This window comes from Sulfobacillus harzensis (assembly GCF_012933365.1).
In the GTDB taxonomy this organism is placed as follows: domain Bacteria; phylum Bacillota; class Sulfobacillia; order Sulfobacillales; family Sulfobacillaceae; genus Sulfobacillus_B; species Sulfobacillus_B harzensis.
Genome location: NZ_JABBVZ010000068.1, coordinates 1 through 19454 on the forward strand (window position 1 = coordinate 1; position 19454 = coordinate 19454).

Here is a 19454-nt window from a genome sequence, read left to right on the forward strand (position 1 = left end):
AAACCGCTCGCCACCACCATCGGCACCGTCGGCGCCATCGTGGTCGGCACAGCCGTCGTGAAAGCCGGCTTTGTGAGCCCGCAGATTATTGTTGTGATGACCCTCACTGCGCTGAGCTTCTTTACCGCCCCGAGTTACGATTTGACGGGCACCTGGCGCCTGCTCAGTTGGGTGATGTGGCCCCGCCGTCGTGCTGCTCGCGCCCCGGGTCAACGCAGCGACGCATATCGTACGACGCGCCTTTCTTGTTGCGGCCGGAGTTATCGGCGTTACGTTTCTTGCCATCTATGCGCTGGTAATGATGATGCTGGGGCCCGACGTCATCCCGCAACTGCATTGGCCCTTGGTCTACAGTTTGGAGACCATCACCTTGGACAGCACCTTTTTCATCAGCCGCATGGGGCTTGCGGTCATCTTTCTCTGGACGGCGGTGGTGGTGCTGTCGTTTGCGACCCACCTGCGCCTCATCATGCAATGGCTCCTACCCCGCCGGGCGACCCCGCCCATCTGGGGGATCGGTGGGCTCGGGCTGGTCTACAGCCTCGCGCTTGTCGTCTTCCCGACGCCCTCGTCCGCCACGCGCTGGATTCTCCACACGGTCGATCCGATCGCCCTCGGATATTTAATCCTGCAACACGGGCTGTTAGCCCTATGGCTCACAATCGGATCCTTGGCGCAGTTGCGCCGCCAACGGGAACGGGCGACTACTCCGGTCGAGGACTAACTCCAAAATCCTATAGCCTCATGCGAACTCGAACAAAGTCCTCGTCGATCGGGATGCGCTCTTACGGTACGAACTCAGCCCGTCCCAGTATTTCCCCGTCAAAGGCCGCCCTCAACTCATCCAGGTGGCGGCGGTCCGACAGAATCAAGAGATGATCATGGGTGTGGAGTCGCGTAGCACCGCGGGGAACAATCACCCGGTTGTCCCGGATGATGGCATAGCAGAGGGTGTTCTGCGGAAAGGACACGTCCACCATTTTGCGGCCCGCCAACGGAGACCCGTCGGAGATCTCGACCGGCAGGACGATAGCATTTTCCCGCGCAATCGCCACCAACTCCAAAAGATCCTCCGGTGCTTCCGGTTCTAACAGCCCCAAACGTTCAGTCAACGGGCGAACCGTCCAGCCCTGAATCAGCGTCGAGACAATCACCACAAAGAATACCGCGTCAATCAAGAATCGATGGGCAGGGCCCGGAGCTAGGACGGCCGTCAGCACGAGGACGATGGGGACAGCCCCCCGGAGACCCGCCCACGCGAGAAAGGCGCGCTCTTGATGAGAAAATGCCATCCCGGCCGTTGACAGCCACACCGCCACGGGTCGGGCGACAAGGAGGGCGGCAACGGCCAAACCGACGCCCGGCACCATAATATGGGCCAGTTCCCCGATGTTTAGTTGAAACCCGAGGACCACGAACATGAGAATTTGCATGGTCCACGCTAACCCTTCGTGAAAGCGGACAATGCTATGGCGGTGTTCCATTCGGCGGCTAGTCATGACGATGGACGCAACATACACTGCGAGAAACCCGCTCCCATGCAGCAGCGTGGCAATCGCATAGGCCAGAATCGCAAAGGCCAGGGACAGAGTAGGATAGAGACCACCAGTGTCCAGTTTCACCCGCTGATTAGCGACCGAGCTAAGAAATCCTACGGCCACGCCCACGGCGAGGCCCACGGCCATCTGTAGTAGAAACGTGAAGATTATATGGAAGAAAGCGGGCACCGGGCCGCCAAACCCATGATCCGTAACCCATTGAATGAGAATAATGGTGAGGAAAAAGGCCATCGGGTCATTGGTGCCCGACTCGACTTCTAGAACTCCCACCAGTCGGCGGGGGAGCGACTGCTCACCCAAAATCGAAAACACCGCGGCTGCATCGGTGGAACTGACTGCGACCCCGACAAACGCGGAACGGACCCATGTCAGCTGCATCAACTCATGCGTCAACAGCGTCATAATCACGGCACTGATGAGGACCCCGATGGTCGCCAGGGATAACGATGGCAGCCAGACGGCGCGAACACGGGACCACGACGTATGAAGGCCGCCTTCAAAGAGAATCAAAAAAAGGGCGACATACCCGATGTTTTTCGCCCATAGCAACGTGACCACATGCGTGAAGCCTAAGGCGTTGGGGCCTAAAACGACGCCGATCACCACGAAACCGAGCATCACCGGGAACCCGAGGCGATTGCCGACCCGCACCGACCACACGCCGGCTAGGAGAATCACGGCTACCAATAACAATAAGGATTCCATGAGTGCCTCCTATTGGCACGTTCGCGCAGGCGACTCCCCCAGCATGTGTCAATCAGTGAAATCGCGATAGCAGTACAGCCTGGGGCGACCGGTTCCCGGTGGAAGTCTACAGCAGGAGGAGGCCCTTAGAGGATACTTGGCGGCTACATCCTCTCACTGGTGCAATATGGATGCGAGTAAATTCATTTTACCATATAGACCCAGGGGAACCCGAGACTAAGATATCCCATCGACGGGGGATACATGCGCCACCCCATCTGGCCCACATCGTTGGGCAGAAGCTTCTTAGCGATGCCAGCCGCTTCCAACTGCTGAAGCAGCACGCAATCGCTTAAGAAAGGAATCCTTGCCGCACTATCAGAAAGACCGGCGCAGTCCTGAAGGCACCGGCACGACAACGGCCCACCGTTCGCCGGGCGAGGCAAAGGTGCCACTGAAATTTGGACAAAGCACCCCGGGGTCTGAAGAAGCCGATCCAACCGTTTCTTGCCCGTTGACAGGCTGTTCCTTGCCCGAGCGAACGGGTTTGGAAAAGAGGCCGTTCTGGACAAATGCGAAATCGTGCGCGAAAGAAGGCTGAGCGTTTCCAGTGAACGTGCTCAATACCGTGCCTGACCCAATTTACCGTGCCATCCGGCTTAGTGGCCGACGTCCGCTTAGGTGTTAGATAGCGGGTCACGAAGCTCCTCCTCTCTCAGGATCTGATCCATCCCGGTTTTGCGCATATACCACACACCGTTGGCCACTGCTGCGTAGAATACCCCCAAAGCGACTAGTCCGACGATAATGGACATCCATGGTTCGGGAATCCACTTGAGTCCACCAAAGTTTCCTATTCGCGCCATGAAGATAACGAGCACAAAATACCCGATGAGCCAGAGGCCCCCCTTAATTTCAACTGACGCGTCTTTGCGGATAAAGTGCACCACGAAGAACACCACAAAACAAAACAACAGAATCCAAATGGAAACTTGCAGTTTGCTCCAATTGTCCCAGTAAATGATGAGGGTAGACACCACGAACGCCAGTGGCGCCCACACCCTCATGCCCTTGATGGTTTTGCCTTTGGACAAGCCGACCTTGCGGAACACCATGACAGAAATAGCCCCCACAGAAAATGTGTAAACAGAAAGCACACCGGTCAGCGAGATGATGCCATACCAACTTTTGAAGGGGATAAGCCACAATGCGCCGACAACGAAGTTAAGCAGCAGCGCTCGTGTCGGCACGCCGAAACGCGGGTGGACGTGATCGAAGAACGCCGGAAAAAACCGGTTCTTTGCTAATCCTAGAACGTTTCGAGCGTTGGAGGCGGTGTAGCTAAAACTCGAGCCGGCTGGCGACACGATGGAATCGGCAGCCAATACCCAGTATAGCCACATAATGTTAAGGGACAGCGCGATGTCCAAGAACGGAGACCGCAGGTTGACGCCCGACCATCCATGGATCAGCTCTTTGCCTGGCACATCTCCGATGAACACGACTTCCAGCAAGATGTAAAGCACGATCGAAATCAGTATCGTTGTTAAAATAGCCATGGGCACATTGCGTCGGGGATTTTTGACTTCGCCCGACAAGTCGATGGCATTCCGGAATCCCGTATAAGCAAAAATAATTCCTGCTGTCGCCACGGCACTTAAACCGGCGCCAATCCCGTTGGGCGCAAAGCCCCCATACTGGCTAAAATGGCTTCCGTGAAATCCGGATACGAAGAGGGCCACGATCGTCAGAGATGGGACGATGAACTTGAGGGCTGTGACAAACGTATTCACCCTGGCAAAAAGGATGACGCCGAAATAGTTGACAGCGACGAAGATGGCCATTAAAAAAAGGGCCACCACAAGGCCGACAGCCGTCAAATGACCCGAGGAAGCGCTATAGAGACTAGGCCAGAACTTGCTGACGTATTGCACGACGCCTGACGCCTCTGTGGGCGGATTGGACGTGAAAGCGAACCAAATCCCCAATCCGATCACCGCTGAGACCATTCGCCCATTGGAGTATCTTGGATACCTCACTAAACCACCGGACTCCGGTTTGACCATCCCTAATTCCGAAAAAACAAGGCCTATCAACAGCATCGCAATGCCGCCGATAACCCATGTCACAATGGATTCGGGTCCGGCCAACTGGGCCGCTTTCCATGCTCCAAACAACCATCCGGAGCCGATGACGCCCCCGAGCGCGGCCGCAGTTAGAGACCAAAAGCCCATCTCCTTCTTTAAATATCCGGTGTTACCCAACCGAACACCCTCCTTCATCCGTGAAACTCGCCCTGAAGAAACGTCCCTCCGAAGAAACTTTCGCCTGGCACTTTCGTTGAGGTGGAATCATGCCCCAATCGTTGACAGCGACACGGGTATCGCCGACCGCCACCTATACCAATGCGGTCGTATTGAGCCAAGCAGGCAATCGGTATCAGTCACAGAAACAGTCCGTGCGCCACGAGGAAGCCGCGCCGCCGGATTTCTGCCCCCGGTTTTTGGGGTATCGTCCCGCATCCCCCATTTCCGTATGCACCGACACGGAAGAAGACAAATGTGTGAATGCACCTCCGATCCCAGTAAGCTTATTGTTTTGATTCATCGGCCATCACCAGCAACGATTGGCCGCGTCGGTAAATTCGCCCATCGGCCTAAACGCCCCATCGGCGCGCCGTCGCCGCTCGCAGGGCAGGACGACCGGCGGGTACTGTGTGCAAAACCGGTTCGTATTCGTGGGTCTTGGAAGTATCAGGTGCTCGCTCCAATGATCCAGGCATCCCCATCGCACGCACAGCAACCAAAATCCCTTCGGACTGCTATCCAGGTTAGGTGCGCACACTGACCCCAGCGTACGCGCCCCCCAGATTATACCAAGCCGCCCAATGGACCGTCGGACCGCCAAAAAACCAGATACACGCCAACACGCAGGCTATGCGGGATTGGAAAAGTCCTGGCCGCCTACGCCGTAGTGGTATAGCATCCCCAACTCTTTGCCATAAACCCATGTGACATTATTCATGGTAATGTTCTGGGCGTTTTGCAAGCTGTACTTCTGAACCGACTTGAAGTGCACGTTGGTCAGGGTAATGTCTTTGACCGGCGCATAGGACAGCCCCTGAATCCGGAGCGCCACCCCTGCGTAATCGTCGACTACGTTATTAATCTGGATATTCTCGAACTGCGGCACGTACTTCAGCGAACTTAACGTTCCGGACGCCGGACTCTTGTTCCCGTAGTTGGAATTGAAGGTAATGGCGTAGTTCTGGATATTGCGCATGTGGATATTGTCCAAGTAGAAGTCATGGACCAATCCGCCGCGCCCCACCGCGCTCTTGAACCGGATGCCGTCCTCGGTGCCGACCTCGTTTATGTTGTTAACATACACGTTCTTGATGCCGCCACTCGTATAACTGCCCACCGCAATACCACCATGTCCGTTATAAAGATTCGAATTCTCGATGAGGATGTTCTTCAGTGCATCCGCAGAACTGCTGGGGCTGGAATTCAACGCGATATCGTCATCGCCCGTATTAATGGTGTCGTGAAACATCAGCACGTCCTGATCATTGGACACGTCGACGCCCACGGTATTTTGGGTATCCCAGGGATTTAACACCTTGGTATTCCCAACGATGACATTAGTGGAATAGTTGAGGTAAAAGGCCTCGGTTGGCGAGTTCTCAAACGTGGGCCCGTCGATGAGAACGTTTTGGTCGTTCAATACGAACACCATGAAGGGAATCAGGTTGTGATCGTTCATGATCTGTTCAGACGGCCACCACATCGATCCGTTCTGCACCACCCCTCCTGAATTCACCAATGTGGTCCATTGTGTAGCGGTCACGTAATTTTTCTTTACCGCGTTCCACGTGTTGCCCGCGCCGTTAAACTCACCGCGGCCGGTTATCGCAATGTTTTTCACCCCCACCGCATAAATGGGAGACTGATAAGACTTTTGTCCAAACCGCGAGATGAGCGGGTAAAACGAATGATCATCCGTAAACTGGACAATAGCCCCCCGATCGGCGTGAAGGTTGACGTTGCTTTTCATCACAATCGGACCGGTAATCCATAATCCCGCAGGAATCACGACTTCGCCTCCGCCAGCTTGGGAGGCGGCTTGAATGGCGTTATTGATGGCTTTCGTGTTGGCCGCGATGGCACCCGTTGACAGTGCGTTCGATTGGGCGCCGTACTTGACGATGTTGAACAGGCGGCCCGGAATGCTCGGATAGTATATGGTCGGCCGCGCAAAGGGCAGGTTTTGCAAATACGGCGTCAACGGGGTTAAGTGCAACTGGAGGCCAAGCGGATTTGCCCAAACGCTTGGGGCGGGTGATTGCGCCCTGCTCTGAGCACTGGCGTCGCCAGCCAAACCGGCGAGCACCAGCCCTACCGACGCAGACGCCAAAAGGCCCAGTTTTCCCAGTGATATCTTTCGCAATGCTTTCATCGAGTTCCTCCCCCTTTTAATCGATAAACTCTTTGCTCTCTGCATCGCGTAGAGCCACTCCAAACTCAACAAATGGACCCAGCCCAATAGGCGGCGCACTATTGGCGATTACGGGAAAGAGGCTTGGGGAGCCAGCCGCGTTCGGTCCGGATCTGCGTTGAGGTAGGGAAGCGGTCTACCGTTTTCAGAGGCAAAACAACCCAGCAACACCAAACAATGCCTGGAAGATATCGCAAACTTCCTAATTTTGTCAATACCAACGTTGTTATCTTTTCCAGGAATAGGCCGTTGAGGTTCTCATGTTCGACCTCTGCGATACTGGGGAAATCAGCGTCGCGCAATCTCAAGCGGAGGGCTTTCTTGTGGCCATCATGACATTGGATCCTGGTGAAGTGGCTCACGAACGCCGCGTCATTCCCAAGATGGTCGCGGTAATATAAGGCGCCCCTCCCTGCCCGGGGAGGGGCGCCGAGGATTCCTCCAATGCCGGCTGTCATCCTTCGGCCGGTCCCGAATTTCAACGAGACGGCCGATCGAAGCACTGGACACGCCATGGGTGCATACCCACCACAGGGTGCGGCGCCCTATGGCAAGAGCAGTCGACGAGACTTTGTTGGTCAAACATCAACACCATCAACACCTGCCGTGTGCTGCTGCGGCAAGCCGGTAACGCTCACACCCCGGCTGGACTACCCGTGTCTTTTCTCCCATCCCTCTTCTCCAACCAGCGACTAACGACCTCCAAACCGTCTTCCCCTAAATCCGGGGCGGACGTCACCAAGCCGGCTTTTTTCCATGGCGAGGCTGGATAGACTAAACTACCCCAACGATTATCATGCGACGACAGCTTCGGCAGGTCGTCGTTTCGCCACGCCTCGGCCGCGTCGGCTAAAGGCCGCACGAGGCCGACGACCAGCTTGGCTTGGCCCAGCCGATCCACCCATACTGGACCGGGTTCCGTCCGAAAAATCGCCTCCAACGCCGCATGCAGTTTAAGCCGGTCGGCCACGCGTCCCGCATTGCTCGACCACGGTCCCCGTGCCCATTCGGGATGGCCCAGTAGCTGGGACAGTCGCGCAAACTCGGCGTCGTTGACCGCGCCGACGATGATGGGGGTGTCGGCCGTCGCAAAGTGTTCGTACGGCGCAATGCTAGGGTGTGTTGTCCCGGCAGCGGGATATGGCGACTGCGTCGCGGTATGCATGAGATACGGATGGGTCATGAGAAGCTGCGCGGTTTCTTCTAAGCTCAGTACCACGTGATCACCCTGACCCCGGCGTTCTCTCGCATAGAGGGCTTCCATAATCTTGGCTACGGCGAGAGCTCCGGTCATCATATCGATGACCGCAATACCCTGTCGTGCAGGTTGATCAGGGTTTCCCGTGATCGCCATGAGTCCCGATTCCCCTTCAAGAACCACTTCGAGTGCGGGATCCCGGGCCCGGGGCGAGTTCTCCCGATACCCCCGAATTGATACGTAGACCAATCTGGAACACTCCGACTTCAGATCCAAATATCCCAAGCCAAACCGTTCAAGGGTACCGGGCCTAAGATTTTCAATCACCACGTCAGCTCTGGCAGCTAACTGACGGACAACATCGCGATCATGAGAGTTCCGAAAATCGGCCGTGATACTTTTCTTGCCACGATTGAACGCAGCGAAGTAAATGCTTTTCCCGCAGAGAAACGGCGGCCCCCATTGGCGTGTGATGTCCCCCTGCGGCGGCCGCTCGACCTTGACGACGTCGGCTCCCGCATCGCTCAGCAGCATAGTCGCAAAAGGCCCCGACAGCACCTGAGTGAAATCCAGAATGCGGATCCCCTGCAATATTCCTTCTTCCCGTGTCTCAGATGCCGAGATGGGACAGCACCTCCTGGTCGTCATACAGCTTGTCGCCGGTGCGCTCCAACTTAATGACACCTTTGTCCAACACATAGAGGTGCCGGGATAGTTTCAACGTGAAGCGCGCATTTTGCTCCGCGATCAAAACCCCGACGCCGCGATCCATAAGCTGCCGAATGTGTTCCCCCATTTGTTGAACCACGAGGGGCGCCAGGCCCTCCGTCGGCTCGTCGAGAAGCAAAAAGCTGGGATTGACGAGGAGCGCTCGGGCCATTTTGAGCATTTGATTTTGACCGCCAGACAGCACCCCGGCTTGCACATTCAGGCGCTCGCGAAGTCCCGGGAATACCGTCAGCACATCCTCGATCGCACGCTGTTTATTGACTGAACGAGGCACAGCCATCTGCAAGTTATCCCTGACTGTGAGGCGGGCAAATGCACGGCGGCCCGCTGGAACATAGACAATGCCGGATTGGGCGATACGATGGGGAGGGAGCCCCAAAAGAGACGTTTCCCCGAGGGTGACATGACCCTGAGCCTTGGCCATCAGTCCGGCGATCGATAGAAAGGTGGTTGTCTTGCCCACACCGTTTCGCCCTAGCAGGGCCACACATTCGGCCTCTTTCACGGTCAGCGAAATGCCCTGCAGGACGTGGCTCTGCCCATAATACGCGTGCAGATCTCGAACCTCGAGGCTCTTTTCCCCCATCACTCCTCAACTCCCCCCAGATATGCGCTAATCACCTCGCGATTGGAGCGCACCGCACTCGGCTCGCCATCAGCCAACACGCGCCCCGAAACCAGCACCGTAACCTGTTGAGCCAGACCAAACACGACTTCCATATCGTGTTCGCTCAGAATGATGGTCAGCTTCAACTCGCGCCAGATCTTACGAAGCAACTCGACACTGCGTTGCGTCTCGTAAGGCGACATGCCCGCGGTGGGCTCATCCAACAGCAAAATCTTTGGCGAGGGAGCCAAGGCGATGGCCAGTTCCAACGCCCGCTGATCCCCATGGGCCAAGATGCCTGCTTGGCGACTCCTTTGGTCGTAAATGCCGACCAGATCCAGCACCTCGTCGGCGGCTTTCTCAAGATGGTCGCTCGCCGGCGTCCAAAAGCGCAAGGACGCATGTGAGACCCCCAGCAATGCCGTCACCACATTCTCGTGAACCGTCATGGAAGGAAAGATGTTAGTGGTCTGAAAGGCTCGGGTAATACCATGTTGGGCGACCTCGTGAGCCCGTCGGCCGCTAATCACCTGGTTTCCCAGGCGAACCTCCCCGGCCGTCGGCCGCAGGTGCCCCGTTAAGAGGTTGAACAGGGTGGTTTTCCCAGCGCCGTTAGGCCCGATAACCGCTCGGATCTCCCCTTCACCCACGGTCATATTGACATCGTCGACAGCCGTGAAGTTGCCGAACCGGCGTGTGAGCCCGGTTGTGGTCAGCGAGGCGGCGGTGGTCAATTCCATTACGCGGTCCCCCCCTTCCCGGCAGCGACTTCACGCCTTTCTCGAGGGCGCCGGCGCACGAATTGAATGAGGTCGATGACGCCACCGCCGAATCCTTTGGGGTAGAGCAGCACCAGCACCAGCACGACCGCGCCTACCAAGAGAGGCCACTGGGTTGTAAACGTCCCCACAAATTGCTCCAAGAAGACATAGATAAACGACCCGATGGCTGGGCCGAGATAGAGCCCCATGCCCCCGAGAACAGCCATCAGTACCGGTTCTCCCGATGTCGTCCAATTAAGAAGAGCCGGATTGACCTGCTGCTGATAGACGACGTACAGGACTCCGGCCAACCCGCAAATAAACCCGGCAATGACGTACGCGAGCACATGATGCCAGTAAATGTGAATGCCCACCGCCTGAGCACGCGTGGGGTTCTCGCGAATCGCTTGCAGTGCCAGTCCAAACGACGAACGCCGCACCCAAAACAGTCCCAAAGCTCCCGCCGCAGCAAAGACCAGAACGAACTCGAAGTTGACGAAGGGTGCTGAGATGGCGTTGGGTATATTGATCCCCGGTATCCCGGTCTCCCCCCCAGTAAAGTGGTACAGCGCGTCGCAAATCTCGTAGGCTAGTTGAGAAAATCCTAAGGTCAGCAAGGCGAAGTACAGGCGCGATGTTCTCAGTGACACAATGGCGACGAACGCCGCCACCCCGGCAGCCATAAACGGGGCGATAATGAATCCCGGCCAAAAGGGGAATCCGTGGGTCCATAACAGTGCCGCGCTGTATGCGCCAAAGCCGAAGAACACAGCTTGCCCGAAGCTTAACAGCCCACTAAATCCCACCAGAAAGTTGGTGGCAACGGCGAACAAGGCAAAGACGATCATGGTTTGGCTGAGAAATTGCGCCGCCGGCGACAGCACCAGCGGATCCAACCCCAATACGATGAGCACTCCCACCCAAATCGCAATGGGGACAATCTTCCGCCTGCGCCGAGGCTGTGCATGCGGTATCATCTGGATATCTGGCTGCATCTTAAAACTCCTCCCGACCAAAAAGTCCGCGCGGGCGAACAATGAGGACCACGACCATCACGAAATAAATGGACGCTTCCGCCATATTCGGAATGTAGGTAGCCCCAAAGGATTGGGCTAACCCGATAATGATCGCGCCAATTACAGCCCCATTGATATTGCCTAGTCCTCCCACCACTGCGACCACAAACGATTCCACCAGAATACTTAAGTCAATGCCCGGCCCCACCGAAATCTCCGGTGCAATGAGGGCACCGCCCAATGCCGCTAAAAATGCGCCTACGGCAAAGGCCACGGTATACAATCGGCGTACATTGACCCCTATGGTGGACAAAAGCTCATGATCTTCCACCGCGGCCCTGAGCAACCTGCCGATCCCCATCCGATTGTTGAAGATCCACAGCGCAACGAAAATCAGGGCTGCGAACAGAATGAGAAAGACATAAAACACGGGAATGGATGCGGCCCCTAAGGTCATCGTGCCCGACAAGGAGGCGGGGCTCGGCGGCGTAACGGTCGCCGAGCCCCATACATCCAAAGCCAACTGCTCAAATATGAGCATCAGCGCCCACGTCGCGAGCAGTTGCAGCAAATGCTCCCCCTTGTACAAACGACGCAATACCACAAACTCGATGATAATCCCCAGAACCAAAACCACCAGAGCCGACAATAGGAACGCTCCAACAAAGCCGACGAGATGCTGATCGAATTTGTCGAAGGTGATGGCCAGGAGATAGGCACCAAACATGTAAAAGGAGCCGTGCGTCATATTGATAACCCGCATCGTCCCAAATACCAGGGTCATGCCACTAGAGACGATAAACAATATCGCAGCGAGCGAGAGCCCCGACAACACTTGCACTAAGAGAGTTCCCCCGGACATCCAGCCAACTCCTTTTCAACCATTTTGACAACGAAAACAATCCCTGCAGGCGCCCACCGAACTAGTTACTGGCCGGGCATGCTTGCGAGATATTGCTCCAAGACGCGTTGTACGTCGGGCTGTAGGTGTCAAATCCGTACGGATTTGGCTTGTTGCTGATGACCCCGATAGACTCCGGAATTTCCGCCTGGTGATCGCAGCCCCGGATGGTAAAGGAACCGAAGATGGAAGGAATATTGGCTCCGGCTAAAGCTTGACTCACCTTGGTTGAGTTGAAGGAGTGAGCCTTCTTGACCCCATAGACCCACGCGTCAAACGCCATGGTGCCCAGCATCGAATACGAGGACGGCCACGCGCCGTATTGGCTATGATACTGCTTGGCCCATGCCGTAACTTGAGGGTTGTTAATCGTCCACCAACCGCCGCGGGCGAATCCCACCGCCCCAACGGGCGCGGCACTTCCTAAGGCTTGCAGGTCAATCGACCCATACTGCGCAGCAAAGTGCGTCTTCTTGAAGAACCCGTACCCTTCCGCTTCTTTGGTAAAGGTTAACAGGTCTGAGCCATAAATGCCGCCATATACAGCCTGGGGATGCGCCGCTAAAATGGCCGTGATGTTGCTGGTGAAGTTCGATGCCCCCAACGCTGGCCATTGCTGGCCCAATAGCGTGTAGTGAACACCCAGCTTCTTTAGGGCGGCAAGGAATCCCTTAACCTCTGCGCGCCCGTAGTTGTAGTTTGGGGAAATGGTATAGATTTTGGTCCAGCCTTCCTTCTTAAACACCAACGCTGCCGCCATCGGCTCCATGTTGGTGTTGGGAACGACGGAGAAGAAGTAAGGCGTAAAATCGGACGTGCGTGTGAACACGGCGTCGTTGAAGGTATACGAGAACAAGAGGGTCTTATACTTTTTCGCGACCTCTTCTTCATATACGCCGTCTCCACTGCTCACTCCACCAAACATGGCCACGGCATTGTCGGATAAGACGGCCTGTCGGGCATCCGTGCTGGCAATGTTGGGACTGCCCTCCGTGTTGAGCAGTTTTAGCGTAATCTTCTTGCCTAAAAGCCCGCCTTTGGCGTTGATGGCATTCACTTCCGTTTGCAGCGCGTTGTTCCCCGGAACGCCTAACGATGCCGTAGGCCCGGATGTACCCCGGAGCGAAACAATCGTGACGCTTCCACCCTTGGAGGATCCCCCGGAGGCAGAGGTCGTGGTCGAACCGCACCCGGCCAAGAAACTGGCGCTTAGCAAAGCCGCTGCGGCTCCGGCACCGACTTTTGTTTTCAAAATCATCTGTTAACTCCTTTCGTTCTACACGTAACGGCCCTCTCAGTCCCGAGAGGCACTTTCCCAACGATTAGGACCGTAAGGTATGGGGTTGCTGCCTTCCAATGTTCTGACTGTGTGGTCTCAGGTGCAACGACTCCACTTGTTGTCTAGGGTTCAAAGGCCCTTCTGGAACAGAGAACCCTTCAGCGGATCGTTCAATGAAGGGGATAGATGTTAATGTTGGACGTTGATGCGTGCACGGTGTTAGGGCTTGTCCGACCCGGGGTGCTGCGTCATTGGTCGGAACAATATGGTTGGTTTCAGTGGCTTGTTCACGATAAGCGACGGTTGTTTCGGCACCCACGCCGGCCCATCCGTAATTGGGCAGGGTTCCAAGGCGCTGGGGATGATCCGCGACCGCGTCGATGTGGTCAACGACAAGCCGCCCCGCCATTGTCGTCACCAGCACCCTTCCGGCTGGCGGTTGGGCGAATGGGAAAATTCGCTTGACGCCCATGCTCCCGCCGGACTTTACAGACATGCAGCGCGGTCGTGCCACTGTTTCCTGTGTGCGAACCTTTTCCGCACCAGCTTGACACGCGGCAGCATGAGTATGACTTGCACTTCGTTTGCGGTATCTCATCAAGGGTTCCTTCACCCCATTCGTACCATGCGGGGGAGCCTAAAGCGCCAATACCGCCGTTTGCGCTAACCCATGCTGCAATTGTTGTAAGAGGCACGCAGTCCCGTTCAGACCAACAAAGCATCAGAAACCAGGAATACGTATTCAGCGGTAATGCATTGCATAATAGAACGTTTTGCCTTTTTTGTCAATTTTATGGTAAACTTCCAGTTGGTTACTATTTTCAAGAGAGGATGCGACAACTGAATGCCTGGTATTCCCACATCCCGGGACGTGGCCAAGTTGGCCTGCGTGTCACAATCCACCGTCTCTCGGGTGGTGTCGGGAAAAGGCAATGTCAGTGAAGAAACCCGTCGACGGGTGCTGGAGGCGGCTGAAAGTCTGGGGTATTATGTCAACGAAGCAGCCCGCCGGATGCGCACCAGGCGGAGCCGAAGCATCGGAATCGTTTTGCCCTCACTCTACAACCCCTTTTATGCTGAAAGCGCCCATGCCCTCTATGCTCGCGCCAAACAAGCCGGGCGCATACCGCTCATCCAATTGACGCTGAATGACCCACGGTCCAATCAAACCATTGTCAAGGACTTGCTCGGCCACCGGGTCGAAGGTTTGTTGATGGCGTCCACTTCGTCTCATGATGCCTATATGCGGGCTTATTGTGCAGACCCCGTCGTCCCCTATGTCATGTACAATCGGCGTCTCGCCGACGGCGCCGGCAACTGGGTCGTTGTCGACAATAAGCTTGGCGCGGTCGAAGTCACCAACTACTTATTGGCTCGGGGCCACCGTGACATCCTGTTTATCTCAGGCGATACCACCTATTCCACCGCGTTGGATCGGCTTGCCGGCTATCGTGAAGCAATGGCGGAGGCAAATCTCGCACCATCAATCGTGCACGGCAATTTCGATTACGGCCAAACCTACCAAGTGATGCAGAGGGTCCTCGACAATCCCGAAAAACGGCCCTCGGCCATTTTTGCGGCAAACGACCAGATGGCGTTTGCCGTACTTGATTCTCTGACCCACTACGGCATTCATCCGAAGACGGACATTGCAGTCGTCGGGTTCGACGACATATCCTGGTCATCGCTGCGTGGCATTGACCTGACGACAATGTCTCAACGTCAAGACCTCATGATCCAGACAGCTTTGGACGGCTTATTAGGTCTCATCGACGGATCCGTCAGCACCGTGCGCCAGATTATCAAGCCCGAACTCGTAATCCGTGGGACCGCCTAGATGAGTTAACCGCGCTTTCCTTTCACGGTCGTGCGGTGGGTGGTTTGCCATCCGTAATCTTCAGCGCTAAAGAAGCTGGCCACCTCTTATTCCTATCCTGGCTGCCGCTGTACCGCCTTACATGGGTATCACGGCGCCTGTTCGCGAAGGCGCAAGGTGCGTCGCTCCACCTTGCCCGTTGCGGTTACGGGCAGGGACTCGACAAATTCCACTTCGCGAGGATACTCATGCGCGCCTAGTCGCTGGCGGACCAAGTCCTGAACCTCGCGTGCGACCTGTTTCTGGTTGACCGAAGCGGCTCGCGGTACAATGAAAGCTTTGACGATTTCCCCCCGAATAGGATCAGGTTTTCCAATGACCGCGACCATCGCGACTTCGGGGTGTGTCGCAATCACGCCCTCAATTTCGGTCGGCCCCATTCGGTAACCGGCCGAGTTAATGACATCATCCGATCGCCCGACAAAAAAGACATTGCCCAATTCGTCCTGACGGGCCAAATCGCCGGTATGGATGCGTTGGCCGGCCGTCTTAGCTTCTGTCGCATCAGGCCGGTTCCAATAACGCAAGAAGGCCACGGGGTCAGGCAAGGCCAAGGTGATTTCCCCTACCTCGCCGGGGAGGACTTTTTCCCCACGCTCGGTGAGCAAGTGAATCTCATGGCCCCACACGGGTCGACCTATCGAACCGGCAACAGGAGGGAATACATCCGGGGCATTGCTAATCAAAAGGTTTGCCTCGGTTTGTCCATAGAACTCGGCGGGTACCACGCCAAACACGCGTCGAATCCAATCCGTCAAGTCGGCGCCCAACGATTCGCCGCCGCTGGCCAATGTACGGAGCGACACGCCGGGGATCGGTTGGTCTACCATGGACCTTAACAAGCGCAGCGCGGTAGGCGGAAAAAAGACATTGCGGATGGGCATCTTCCTTAACAACCCCGTCGTGCGCTCCGGATCGAATTTTCGCGCTCGGTACGCCACAACGGGAACCCCATAGAAAAGGCTCGGGAGGAGAACATCCAAGAGACCGCCAATCCACGCCCAGTCGGCGGGAGTCCACATCGCATCGCCCGGCATCGGAAAACTTTGATGCGGCATGACAACACCGGGAAGATGCCCCAACAGCACACGGTGCGCATGCAGTGCGCCTTTGGGGCTTCCTGTCGTTCCGGAAGTGTAAATCACCAACGCCGGATCGTTGGCATTGGTCGGTTGGTGTGCCAGGCGATCGGAAGCCCCGTCGCGTATACGGTCCCAGGACAGAACTTCTGGGTCGATGTGCTCCGAACTATGCGTCAAGAGAACATGGGTAACAGAATTCCACTCCGGCCGCAGCGAGGAAAGCCTGGCCCAGTCCGCCGCATCCGCAACCAGCAATCGGCACTGGGCATCGTTGATACGATAGCTGATGGCCTCATCCCCGAACAGCACGAATAGGGGAACGGCAATCGCCCCGATCAGATATGTGGCCAGGTGCGTGACGACCAGTTCCATACTTTGCGACAGCAAAATGCCGACGCGGTCCCCTCGTGATACGCCTAGATGAGCAAGTCCATTGGCAACCCGGTTGGCATCGCGGCGCAAATCGCCAAAGGTGTAGGTACGAAAAGAAAAGTCTTCGGCGACATCCCACAGCGCTACCGCATCATCAGCCTTGCCTTCCAAAATCGCCTGGCCAATGTTGAATGACTCAGGAATGTACCAGCGAAATCGGCGCGCCTGAGCCGCGTACTGATCTATCACAACCGATCACTCCGTTTCGGTTCCCGCACCTTTTTAGAACGCCTGGAGGCCCTATTTGTGCATTGGTTACGGCATTCCCCAAGAACAACCCCTGCGTAACCGCACCCTAACCCTATAACCTGTCACGCCTCCATATTAACCAATTTTTGCATGAATTTGGCAATCGTTTTGATTGACCGGAACCCTACGGGCATTCACCAACAACCGATCCGAGTTTCCCACCAGTGACGGCGTCCTTCTAAGCGGGGCCTGGTGTCCGCGGATTCACGCCCTGTCGGTCAGCACGAAGTGTGACGTTCCGTTGGGGCTCCTCGTTAACCCATAAGGTAAACACGTCGGGGCGGGCATAATGACCCGTCACATCGAAGTCAAACCGCGCCGCTTCCACCGCGGTGAGGTCAAGCTCGGCCACCACAAGGCCTTCCTCGTGATACAAAGGCCCGGCAAGATACTGCCCCAGCGGGTCGACAATCGCGCTTCCGCCTCGGCACAACTCCTCTGGCTCATGAACTAGATCGCCAGCGCAAGCCAAGTCCTCGGGGTAGTCGTGCTTCGTCACATATTGATTGGCCCCGATCACAAAGCAGCGTCCCTCGCACGCGATATGCTGGAGTGTCGCTTGCCAGGAGTCCCGAGCATCGGCCGTGGGGGCCACGTATAAGGTGACCCCTTTTTCGTACATCGCCGCGCGCGCTAGCGGCATGTAATTTTCCCAACAAATCAACCCGCCTAAAATTCCAAACGGCGTCGGCACCGCAGTCAAGGTGCTGCCATCGCCTTCCCCCCAAATCAGTCGTTCCGATCCTGTCGGCTTCAGCTTGCGATGCCGCCCCAACAGTGTCCCGTCCGGGCCGAAATACAACGTGGTCCCGTACAGGGTTGCATGGCCTCCGTGGTCGGCCCGTTCAATCACCCCCATGACCACATAGGCCTTCGTTCGGGCAATAGCCTCCTTCAACCGGTCAATGTCAGGGCTCGGGATGCTTACTGCCGAACGCCAATACCTCCCCCAATCTTTGCGTCCTTCCGGCCGGCGCGCACCAACCACACTCCCAAACGTCAGCCCTCGGGGATAGCCGGGTATAAAGGCCTCGGGAAACACGATAAGATCGGCCCCTCGATTAGATGCCTCCTCAAGGTATCGGCAGGCTTTTTGCACACTTTGTTCTCGATCCATTAGAACGGATGCCGCTTGAACCACGGCCACCGTCATGCGATCACGGGTTCGCATCGAAAATGTGCTCCTTCCCTAAGCGTTTTCTCAAAAATTCCCGACACTCTCATCAAGCTTACCGTATTAGACCGCAAATTTTTATGGAATCCCCCTGTGGTTTTACCGTTTCCGGGATCGTCTTTCGGCGGTATGATGGAAGTCTGTCGTCAATTGGGAGCACTCGTCTGGCCGATTTCGTCATTCGGAGAATTCCTGGACCAATGCACGACCGGACGGACCAGGACGGCATGATGATCTGACCGCCCGCCCTCCATGCAATGCGGTTTTTCGGCTTTGTCTTACCAGGCGGAAAACGGCATCATCGTACAGAATCAAAACCCAGCCCCCCACAGGAGAGGCAATGCTGAGCCCGTGGAATAGTGGTGATGCAAAGGGGGGGCGGCACGAACTAGATGCTTTTGCAACTGCCGGCTTAGCCGCTCTTGCATGGTTAACTCAATTCCTCACTAAGTTCGATGCAAGCCGCCCCATGTGGAAGGCGCTTGGAGCTGGGGCGGGACCGGCCGTGGCCGGCTTACCATCTGGTCGTTGCTATTGGTCACGGGAGCAGTGGTCATGATGCTTTTCACGGCGGCTCACGGAGGCGATTTGGTTCATCGGTACAAAGTGTAAAACGATGCTCCCGTTATCCCAAGTGTCGACATGCCGAATCAAAACTTCGGACTAAGCCTCGTGGCCGCGGGTATTTGGGGCCAGTATTTTACGCCAACCGATGCCGGTCGTGGAATTCCTAAATGCAATGAGAGTGGCCCGCCGGGAGCCACTGCAGTGACCCCCAAACGCCCTTCCGTAACGTCCCTACTCATGCCCGCTTGGGTTGTCTATCCGGTTGTGGCAAGGGAGTCAGCATCGCTGGCGTTATTGGAAATTTGTCCATAATGGGCGGCCAACAGAACCTCTCTGATTCCCATCCGCGTTCGACTATATTTGATGATTTTTCATGCCCCATCGTGCAGTTCTTTGACGTCCTTGATAGACCCCAAGGCGGGGATTATACCTAAAATTAAACATCCTGCAGCGACGTCAATCGCCATGGACAGTCCGTGCCATTGGGCGATCGCCCCCACGCCCCAGGCTCCGAACGCGCCCACCGTATTGCCCAGGCCCATGGTCAGCCCGGACGCTAACCCCAACTTACCCGGAAACAGCGACTGGCCATAGACGAGCATCGCAGCTCCCGCCCCATTGACCGTAAAACCCCAGACAGCCACCGCGATCCAAAACGCCCACCCGGTGCCGGTCGTGGCCATGCCGCCCACTGCCGCAGAGATACTGGCCCCGATTAACGATCCCACCAACACCGGACGCACACCCCATTTGTCCGAGACCGATCCGCCTAGCAGCTTGTGTGAATAGTCCCGAACATCCGGCGCAAAAAGGACTTCGCGACCCGGATGGCGAAATAAAAAC

15 protein-coding genes and 2 pseudogenes are annotated in these 19454 nt (G+C 56.3%); 5 read left to right on the forward strand and 12 right to left on the reverse strand.

Annotated features, from left to right (window positions below):
• Both HIJ39_RS15935 and HIJ39_RS15940 read left to right on the forward strand, forming a co-directional pair.
• A pseudogene (locus tag HIJ39_RS15935) lies at positions 1-165 on the forward strand (spore germination protein); the annotation flags it as partial.
• Between the two features lie 25 nt (positions 166-190).
• Positions 191-724, forward strand: coding sequence for a hypothetical protein (locus tag HIJ39_RS15940; RefSeq protein WP_169101437.1), 534 nt, complete (start codon positions 191-193; stop codon positions 722-724).
• A 61-nt stretch (positions 725-785) separates the two neighbouring features.
• Here the strand turns inward: HIJ39_RS15940 and HIJ39_RS15945 are convergent, their stop codons facing one another.
• Together HIJ39_RS15945 and HIJ39_RS15950 are read right to left on the reverse strand one after the other, a co-directional pair.
• On the reverse strand, positions 786-2264 hold the full coding sequence (locus tag HIJ39_RS15945; protein WP_169101439.1) for a potassium/proton antiporter: 1479 nt from the start codon (positions 2262-2264) through the stop codon (positions 786-788).
• A gap of 656 nt (positions 2265-2920) precedes the next feature.
• Complete coding sequence (locus HIJ39_RS15950; RefSeq protein ID WP_207711727.1) at positions 2921-4507, reverse strand: APC family permease; 1587 nt, start codon at positions 4505-4507, stop codon at positions 2921-2923.
• A gap of 89 nt (positions 4508-4596) precedes the next feature.
• Here HIJ39_RS15950 and HIJ39_RS15955 point away from each other — a divergent pair, with 89 nt between their 5' ends.
• Complete coding sequence (locus tag HIJ39_RS15955; RefSeq protein ID WP_169101441.1) at positions 4597-4845, forward strand: hypothetical protein; 249 nt, start codon at positions 4597-4599, stop codon at positions 4843-4845.
• Between the two features lie 332 nt (positions 4846-5177).
• On the opposite strand, the gene HIJ39_RS15960 is transcribed toward HIJ39_RS15955, so the two are convergent.
• Positions 5178-6701 (reverse strand): glycoside hydrolase family 28 protein, encoded by a 1524-nt coding sequence (locus tag HIJ39_RS15960; RefSeq protein WP_169101442.1) that lies wholly within the window; start codon positions 6699-6701, stop codon positions 5178-5180.
• 299 nt (positions 6702-7000) lie between these two features.
• Between HIJ39_RS15960 and HIJ39_RS15965 the strand changes: the two genes are divergently transcribed.
• Positions 7001-7141 carry a hypothetical protein gene (locus HIJ39_RS15965; RefSeq protein ID WP_169101443.1) on the forward strand — a complete coding sequence of 47 codons (141 nt, stop codon included), beginning with the start codon at positions 7001-7003 and terminating at the stop codon, positions 7139-7141.
• Positions 7142-7374: 233 nt separating this feature from the next.
• On the opposite strand, the gene HIJ39_RS15970 is transcribed toward HIJ39_RS15965, so the two are convergent.
• The 6 genes from HIJ39_RS15970 to HIJ39_RS15995 form a co-directional block, all read right to left on the reverse strand.
• Positions 7375-8529, reverse strand: coding sequence for a CaiB/BaiF CoA transferase family protein (locus HIJ39_RS15970; protein ID WP_169101444.1), 1155 nt, complete (start codon positions 8527-8529; stop codon positions 7375-7377).
• Positions 8530-8548: 19 nt separating this feature from the next.
• Positions 8549-9253 (reverse strand): ABC transporter ATP-binding protein, encoded by a 705-nt coding sequence (locus HIJ39_RS15975; protein ID WP_169101445.1) that lies wholly within the window; start codon positions 9251-9253, stop codon positions 8549-8551.
• Entirely contained in the window at positions 9253-10014 is a 762-nt protein-coding gene (locus HIJ39_RS15980; protein WP_169101446.1) for an ABC transporter ATP-binding protein, read from the reverse strand. Before HIJ39_RS15980 ends, HIJ39_RS15975 begins: the two co-directional genes overlap by 1 nt.
• Entirely contained in the window at positions 10014-11030 is a 1017-nt protein-coding gene (locus HIJ39_RS15985; protein ID WP_169101448.1) for a branched-chain amino acid ABC transporter permease, read from the reverse strand. Before HIJ39_RS15985 ends, HIJ39_RS15980 begins: the two co-directional genes overlap by 1 nt.
• A gap of 1 nt (position 11031) precedes the next feature.
• Positions 11032-11913 carry a branched-chain amino acid ABC transporter permease gene (locus HIJ39_RS15990; protein ID WP_169101450.1) on the reverse strand — a complete coding sequence of 294 codons (882 nt, stop codon included), beginning with the start codon at positions 11911-11913 and terminating at the stop codon, positions 11032-11034.
• 61 nt (positions 11914-11974) lie between these two features.
• Complete coding sequence (locus HIJ39_RS15995) at positions 11975-13210, reverse strand: ABC transporter substrate-binding protein (protein ID WP_169101452.1); 1236 nt, start codon at positions 13208-13210, stop codon at positions 11975-11977.
• A gap of 865 nt (positions 13211-14075) precedes the next feature.
• Here HIJ39_RS15995 and HIJ39_RS16000 point away from each other — a divergent pair.
• On the forward strand, positions 14076-15068 hold the full coding sequence (locus tag HIJ39_RS16000) for a LacI family DNA-binding transcriptional regulator (RefSeq protein ID WP_169101454.1): 993 nt from the start codon (positions 14076-14078) through the stop codon (positions 15066-15068).
• 128 nt (positions 15069-15196) lie between these two features.
• Here HIJ39_RS16000 and HIJ39_RS16005 read toward each other — a convergent pair whose 3' ends face one another.
• From HIJ39_RS16005 to HIJ39_RS16015, 3 genes and pseudogenes are all read right to left on the reverse strand, one after another.
• A complete protein-coding gene (locus HIJ39_RS16005) occupies positions 15197-16810 on the reverse strand; it encodes an AMP-binding protein (protein WP_169101456.1) in 1614 nt (537 codons plus the stop codon).
• Between the two features lie 238 nt (positions 16811-17048).
• Positions 17049-18041 (reverse strand): carbon-nitrogen hydrolase family protein, encoded by a 993-nt coding sequence (locus HIJ39_RS16010; RefSeq protein ID WP_169101458.1) that lies wholly within the window; start codon positions 18039-18041, stop codon positions 17049-17051.
• Between the two features lie 941 nt (positions 18042-18982).
• Positions 18983-19454: pseudogene (locus tag HIJ39_RS16015) on the reverse strand (hypothetical protein); the annotation flags it as partial.

Coding starts and splice junctions, on each gene's coding strand:
- HIJ39_RS15945 (WP_169101439.1), bottom strand. CDS start 2,264: ATGGAATCCTTATTGTTATTGGTAGCCGTGATTCTCCTAGCCGGCGTG.
- HIJ39_RS15955 (WP_169101441.1), top strand. CDS start 4,597: ATGCCCCAATCGTTGACAGCGACACGGGTATCGCCGACCGCCACCTAT.
- HIJ39_RS15960 (WP_169101442.1), bottom strand. CDS start 6,701: ATGAAAGCATTGCGAAAGATATCACTGGGAAAACTGGGCCTTTTGGCG.
- HIJ39_RS15965 (WP_169101443.1), top strand. CDS start 7,001: ATGTTCGACCTCTGCGATACTGGGGAAATCAGCGTCGCGCAATCTCAA.
- HIJ39_RS15975 (WP_169101445.1), bottom strand. CDS start 9,253: ATGGGGGAAAAGAGCCTCGAGGTTCGAGATCTGCACGCGTATTATGGG.
- HIJ39_RS15980 (WP_169101446.1), bottom strand. CDS start 10,014: ATGGAATTGACCACCGCCGCCTCGCTGACCACAACCGGGCTCACACGC.
- HIJ39_RS15985 (WP_169101448.1), bottom strand. CDS start 11,030: ATGCAGCCAGATATCCAGATGATACCGCATGCACAGCCTCGGCGCAGG.
- HIJ39_RS15990 (WP_169101450.1), bottom strand. CDS start 11,913: ATGTCCGGGGGAACTCTCTTAGTGCAAGTGTTGTCGGGGCTCTCGCTC.
- HIJ39_RS15995 (WP_169101452.1), bottom strand. CDS start 13,210: ATGATTTTGAAAACAAAAGTCGGTGCCGGAGCCGCAGCGGCTTTGCTA.
- HIJ39_RS16000 (WP_169101454.1), top strand. CDS start 14,076: ATGCCTGGTATTCCCACATCCCGGGACGTGGCCAAGTTGGCCTGCGTG.
- HIJ39_RS16010 (WP_169101458.1), bottom strand. CDS start 18,041: ATGCGAACCCGTGATCGCATGACGGTGGCCGTGGTTCAAGCGGCATCC.